Annotated in this window: 7 protein-coding genes; 2 read left to right on the top strand and 5 right to left on the bottom strand. The window is 43.0% G+C overall.

Going from position 1 to position 5159, the window contains the following annotated elements:
* Positions 1-418: 418 nt before the first annotated feature.
* Genes V6259_RS19410 through V6259_RS19395 form a run of 4 tightly spaced genes read right to left on the bottom strand, consistent with a single transcriptional unit; the run spans position 419 to position 2975 of the window.
* Positions 419-544, bottom strand: coding sequence for a hypothetical protein (locus V6259_RS19410; RefSeq protein WP_341585938.1), 126 nt, complete (start codon positions 542-544; stop codon positions 419-421).
* 37 nt (positions 545-581) lie between these two features.
* Entirely contained in the window at positions 582-857 is a 276-nt protein-coding gene (locus V6259_RS19405) for a hypothetical protein (protein WP_341585937.1), read from the bottom strand.
* Positions 854-2143 (bottom strand): tyrosine-type recombinase/integrase, encoded by a 1290-nt coding sequence (locus V6259_RS19400; RefSeq protein WP_341585936.1) that lies wholly within the window; start codon positions 2141-2143, stop codon positions 854-856. Before V6259_RS19400 ends, V6259_RS19405 begins: the two co-directional genes overlap by 4 nt.
* On the bottom strand, positions 2130-2975 hold the full coding sequence (locus V6259_RS19395) for a WYL domain-containing protein (protein ID WP_341585935.1): 846 nt from the start codon (positions 2973-2975) through the stop codon (positions 2130-2132). The genes V6259_RS19400 and V6259_RS19395 overlap by 14 nt, the downstream gene beginning before the upstream one ends.
* A gap of 350 nt (positions 2976-3325) precedes the next feature.
* Here V6259_RS19395 and V6259_RS19390 point away from each other — a divergent pair, with 350 nt between their 5' ends.
* Both V6259_RS19390 and V6259_RS19385 read left to right on the top strand, forming a co-directional pair.
* A complete protein-coding gene (locus tag V6259_RS19390; RefSeq protein WP_341585934.1) occupies positions 3326-4633 on the top strand; it encodes a site-specific integrase in 1308 nt (435 codons plus the stop codon).
* Positions 4634-4645: 12 nt separating this feature from the next.
* Positions 4646-5065 (top strand): hypothetical protein, encoded by a 420-nt coding sequence (locus V6259_RS19385; protein WP_341585933.1) that lies wholly within the window; start codon positions 4646-4648, stop codon positions 5063-5065.
* Here the strand turns inward: V6259_RS19385 and V6259_RS19380 are convergent.
* Positions 5051-5159: IS3 family transposase (locus V6259_RS19380; protein WP_341585939.1), on the bottom strand; the 109-nt coding region annotated here is incomplete at its 5' end. The two genes, V6259_RS19385 and V6259_RS19380, sit on opposite strands and share 15 nt — an antisense overlap.

Genomic DNA, 5159 nt, shown 5'->3' with positions numbered 1-5159 from the left:
GGAATTTTTGCCACTATAGGGGGCTCTGATCGCGTTCGGTGGCAGATTTTCCACCAACCTCGTCTACACCACTGGAATTTTTGCCACTATTGGCCTTTTGGGTCGCGTTCGGTGGCAGATTTTCCACCAACCTCATCTACGCCACTGGAATTTTTGCCACTATAGGGGGCTTTGATCGCGTTCGGTGGCAGATTTTCCACTAACATCACCTACAACACTGGAGTTTTTGCCACCTTCAAACGAATTTCTGTCACTCGATGCGGTATAACAGCAACTTATATAGTCACATGGCATATTACTTTGAGAGCCATTTTTAAGCTTTCACCAATTGAGGCGCAACGTATTTTCAATAACTCTTTTAACAACGAATGATATAGCTTTCCGAGCAGGTATGATGAGAAGAGGTGTCAAAATTGGGCTAGGCGCACTCCATTAAGTCATTCCTGTGATAAATGTCATCGCGAAACTCTGACATGCCGTTGGCGTTAGGAACCACGGTAAAGTACACAATATAAACCGGAATATTGGTTGGCAGAGTGATCACTTTGGTTTCCTTGCTCTTTATTCCGCTGGCGAGCACATTAGCCTGGGGCTGCTGTTGGTATTGTTTTTCTAGTTAATGCGAGAGGGGGCGAGTTCTTTTGCACCAATGCTCCAACTTGAGAAGATGCGAAATCCTCGCTTGCCAAGGTAATTAGGGTCGCTTGAAATTTTAGTAGCAGATTCTCTCTGGCAATTCGATGAAAAATGCGCCAATGTTTTAAGCTATAGGCGACTTTTTCAGGAGACCTAATTTTGGCCTTATGGACTACCCAGACTTTACTTAACATCGAGCTTGGGAGGATGATATAACTCATAAACTCCCTTTTCCCTTCTTACTCATAGCTCTTTCTCTATTCGTAGAATGGACATAAGACCATGTCGTTTGACTGGTTTTGTGGCCACTGTCATCTCTAACATGCTCTATAGGACGCACCTGCACATCATTTGAAATACCAGTATGTCGGAGCCAATGGCAGCTAGCGCAAAGCAGCTCGTAAGCATCGTCAATGCGACCCTCATTTATCATCGCCGCTCTGGCCAGTGAAAATATTTTCTTAAACAACTTCCACATTATTGCGGTATCGGTAATAGGCACTATCTTGGCAAACCAGTCTTTCTCATTGTCCCAGGTACCATTGCCCAGCGACATGATGAGCGGGGTCTTGTCTGCAGGGGTTGGCAGGTCCGGTAGATCTAGAATTCGGCGGTACCTGACCAGGGCAGCTAACACATCATCTGAGACGACAATCACGCGCTCTTGGTTACCTTTGCCTATTGTTCGGAACCACCAACGACCATCCGCGTCCTTGAAGAAGTCCCCGTGCGTAGGAGAATAATTATCAGACCATACCAATTCAGAGACTCGCAAATACATACCTAGGCCAATCGAGAAGGCGAATAAAGCACGTTCGGCGTGAATGAAGGCCTTATTACTGTCTATGACTTCCGCTTCATCACTAAGCGCCTCACAGACTCGAAGGCAGTACTTTACTTGCTCTTCGGTAAGGACTTTTGGCGCTTTAGTGCCATCGCCTCGTTTCTTGTAGGTATTCTTCTGCCGGATAGCTTGCACGGGATTGTGATCAATCACGGAGTCCGACATAAGCGTTGCGTAAAAGGCCGACAATCGAGAAAAGATGGTCGTGATAGTGCCTTGTGTCGTGGCCGTGGAATCAGATTGCAGAAAAGGCCGCCATTTCGGGTTTTGCTCTAATGTGCCGTCTTCTTTTTTGAGAAAGGCGTAATCTGCATGAGGGGAGGTCCAAGTCGCTGGTGGGAAGATGCAGAACTCAATGTACTCGACTATCGAGTCTCGCCGCATTTCAGTAATAGACATCCCTTTAACTAACCAGCTCCAACATAAAAATCGATTCAGCTCTGTGCGATAGAAACTCATTGTGTCCAGAGAATTAGAAAACTGAATGATGTGCCGAATACACGCAACTAAGTCAGCATGCATGACGTCTTTAGAAAGTGGGCTATTTGTGGGTAGCCACTTTGAGTAGTCCGAGTTCATCGTATGCGACGCCACCAGCAGCCTTGGATTTATAATGACGGGCGCCGGTGGAGATAGCTTGGTAGGTGCTCTACGATTTTTCATAGAACATCTCAGTGTCGTACACCGGTATTATCGGATACGACCATGGGTTTGTCTGGGCTTCTTCCATCTGTTCGTGGGTAGCTGGTAAATTATTTTCTCTCAAGAAATAGTTCAGGCAGCACCTTTTTATTTGGACCTCTTTAGAATTAATGATCCCAAATTCTTTTGAAATCATCTTGAATTCCGAGTCGTTCAGTTGCGGGTTAACGATTAATCTAAGGGTGACGTTTTCTACAAAATCAGTGTCGTCTGGTATCAGGTTCGGGGTGACAAAAGAGGGGACTGCGAGAAAACGGGATAGCAAGAAATCACGGTATTCTTGTCGCTCTCTGCAATACGCTCGTAGGTGCGCTCTATTCAACGTGAACACGACGCAAACTGGGTGCATGATCCGCTCGATGCCATCAGGGTGCGTTTTCGATGCATACACCGCTTTTATTGAGTGCCCTTCCTCTATGGCTGACAACAAAACCGGAATCACGCCGGTTAGCACGCGCCGTTCAAGTTTGGGCATATAGGTGATGTGTGGTGAGACCAGCCCTTGTGTTGAAAAGACGCCCTCTAAATCATTATCAAGAAGAACAGGGGCAAAGTTAATAGACGCCCGATGTGCCCGCGACGCTGCGTTATAGGGCTGTACGTTTCGAGGGGCTAATTCTTTGTATGTAGAAATGTCTTGGTGCGCCCGCTGACGGGTCACTGCAAATGTTTCTGCAATCGCGTTCGATGTAATTTCACGATTCCATAACAAGCAGCGCTCAATGTATTTGAGTCGTTGGACTTGAGACCAAGGCGTATTTTCTAAAAACGTATCTAAAGAGTGGTCAGTCATATGGCCTATAGTCTGGTCGATAATGGTTGGTTGTAGTCGTTGGCCGATGCGATATCCGCAGGGATTGAGAGAGTATAGCACCGCACAATCTCCCAGTAATATAATATTACTCACACAGCGACATTTTCTCCAGTCCTTCGTAGGCACACAACACTCTGAGCGAATAGCCTGATTTGACGGTTACTAGAGATATGTTTTTGTTAAGTTATGGTTTTTAACTAATAGAATCAGTGCCTTATAAAAAGTTTACAGATGAATTTCAATATTTCTGTAAACTTTTTTTTACTCTTTTTTTGGTTATGATGTACCTTGTTTTTTTGTTATGTTTTGTCTCGTTTGGGGATCGATGTGTGAAGATTGAAAGAATTAAGATGTCAGGTGGTGAGAACTATTCAGTCTTATTGGGTAGCGATGGCTTACCTATGCCATATCCCAATTTGTTCGTGACTTTACATCATCGAAATAAATCTGATGCTAGCAATACCTGTTACATCGCCTTTGAGCACCTACGATACTTTTATGAAATTTGTAGTTTTCTCAATATTGATTTAGTTGAAAGGTGTAGGAGCGGAGAATTTCTAAAAAAGAAGGAAATGGAAACCATTGCCAAATGGGCTAAAAGTACAGTGAAAGCGTTTCGCGAGCATGTGGCGGTCAACAAAGCAAAAAACATCATAGTTTTATCTCCCCGCAAAAATAAGTTAGAAACGGCTAGGGCAACATTAGTCATTAATCATCGAGGCGACATTGAGTCTTCTACAGCCTATAACAGGCTAACAACATTCTCTAAGTACGTTGGATGGTTAGAGCAGGAATTTTTTCCATCCAAAAAATCAACGACAGAACAAAAATTACAGCAACTTCGACCAAGAAAGTACAGCCCAAAAGGCCACTCCTGGGATCATGATGAAAGCTATAAATCTCTAACCTCTCCGCAAGTTTTAAGAGTCTTAGATGTTGTTCGTCCTGACTCTCCCCAAAATCCTTGGAAAAATGAATCGCTTCGATTTAGAAACCAACTCATTATTAATATGCTTGAAGCTATCGGCTTTCGTCGAGGAGAGCTATTGAAAGTGCGTACAGAGGATATTAAAACCAACCCTAATAACGGGCTGCGCTATGTCAAGGTTCGCTCAGAAGTCGATCAATACGACGAACGATTGGACAGACCTGAGGGAAAAACTCTAGGGCGTCTTGTACCAATGGATAAGCGATTAGCCGATATGTACGACAACTACCTAATAAATCATCGTAGTAACGTGAATGGAGCAGAGCGGATTCCTTATTTATTTGTTACTCATCACCATCGTGGCTCTCAACCTAGAGCACTTTCATCTGCTGCTGTTAATAAGTTATGCCGTGAAATTTCTGAAGTCGTAGGTTTTCGGGTACATCCACACGCATTTCGTCATGCTTGGAATGACAAATTTAGCGCTCATGCAGATAAACGTATTGCGGAAGGCAAAACTTCTGAATCTAAGTCTGAGAGTGATCGCCAGAAGTTAATGGGTTGGAGTGAAGGCTCAAGAATGGCAAAAACATATAGTAAGAGACATGACGATAAGCGGGCATTTGAGGTTGGGTTAGAGCTACAAGAAAAAGATAGTACTAAAATTAATTCAATTGTTGGTGCTTATGATGACGATATTGACTGGTAAGAGATGTTAAGTATGGAGTTACAACAATTAGATCAAAATGATGAGTCTCTTTATGTTTCTTTGAGGGGGTTTGAATTTGACTTTAATCAAGATAAATGGGTATTGAATAGAAACATTACCATTAACTTAAGCTTTCTCGAGCGGTTTAACAGACCTTTAGCCGTGGATATTCGCAAGACATTTTTGTACTTCGCAGAAAATTACTCACCTAAATATGTCCAAAGTTTTGCTGAAAATATTAAAAAATATATGGATATAAGTGAATTTGATGAGTTTTCAGTACTAGGTTTTCAAAAAATGAAACTCTTTCTGTCTAAAGCTGGAGAACCGAATCTCGCTACAGTTAGAACATTTGTTCGTCAGATGCAATATTTAGGCTTAAGCGGAACTATTGACGACTGGTATGGACCCAGTTTCCTAGACAGTTTCTAGCTCCGTAAAATATCGCTTCTCATATTGCAGTGGCGATAATCCATTATTTGATCCATGGTGTCGCTTTGGATTATAAAAGCACTCGATATAATCA

Origin of the sequence: Marinomonas sp. TI.3.20 (genome assembly GCF_038155025.1) — a bacterium.
Classification (GTDB): domain Bacteria; phylum Pseudomonadota; class Gammaproteobacteria; order Pseudomonadales; family Marinomonadaceae; genus Marinomonas; species Marinomonas flavescens.
Note: the sequence above shows the minus strand (reverse complement) of the source record. Positions and strands in the feature narration are given on the sequence as shown.